The organism is Bradyrhizobium sp. P2_E8 (assembly GCF_056403875.1).
The window spans coordinates 1-1,021 of sequence record NZ_JBFUES010001605.1 but is presented as its reverse complement, the minus strand read 5'-3'; the positions used below and the strand labels follow the sequence as shown (position 1 = coordinate 1,021).

General features: G+C 58.8%; 1 protein-coding gene. It reads left to right on the top strand.

Annotation, left to right across the window (positions count from 1 at the left end; translation table 11 throughout):
• Window positions 1-569: 569 nt before the first annotated feature.
• Window positions 570-1,021 (top strand): hypothetical protein (locus AC1D00_RS42655; RefSeq protein WP_477014854.1); only part of this gene is annotated, 452 nt, incomplete at its 3' end.

Sequence of the window (1,021 nt, the reverse complement as noted above, 5' to 3'; positions counted from 1 at the left end):
GCCTGAGACTTGCGACGATCAGGTCACCAACTGAATTTTTCGGCGTCATTACGGAGTTTACCAGCAGACGGGTCGATATGTTCGGGCAGCAATCGAAAGAACTGGCGGCATATCCGTTCTGGCGCATCGAGCCGCCCCGAGAGCTCACGGCTCTGCCGGAACGATAACTGCAAACCTGCTGCGGCAAAGGATGGACGCAAATGCGATCACGCACGCGCCGATCAACGTTGCTTGCTTTCGGCTGGGGAGCGCCGCTCACAACGAGGGAGCGTCAAGTCTCCTGAAGAACGCCTTGCATGGCGAAACATCGATCGGCCAAGTCATCGATCGGCCAAGTCTGGGAAATCAAGGGGTTACGCTGGATTTGGTAGCGGGAGAGGGACTCGAACCCCCGACCCCAGGATTATGATGCCTAGCGTCTAAGGGGTTGCGGCGGCCGCTCAGCGATTTTTAACCTTTTTTCACGGGAATTACCCCACTTTTTTCTTCCTTGAGCCCTCCTCCCCTTTCTTTTTCGGCAGATCCGTGGTGCCAATGTGGTGCCAATCGCCGGGAGTGGGGAGAAAGTCGTGGCTCAGATCCGGGTCAAAATCGACCAGACCATCATAGAGAAGGCATTCGAGGCCGCCCGATCTGGGGCAACTGGACGGGACATCTATGCTGATACCGAGCAGCGCAGTTTGACTCTGATCCGGCGGGGCCGCGATCTCGGCTGGTACGTCAAGACGCGGGATTTTACCCGCCGTTTGGGCGACGTGGCTAAGAGCTACAAGAGCAAGGATGCGTTACCACCTCGAGCGGCCCGGGAAGCCGCCGCTAGACTGCTGACGGAACTGCGCACCTCCCCAAAGGAGCGGGAAGAAACGGCTTCTACGCGGGTTTGGACCTGGGCGGACTGCGTGACCGCCCGCCTCCTCCTGCTGTCCGGAAACCGTGTAGTCGCGAGACGCATCAAGATTCCCTCGGCAGAAACCCTGTCCGACGTTCGATCGGCTTTCGGCATAGACCGAAAGACCGGCAC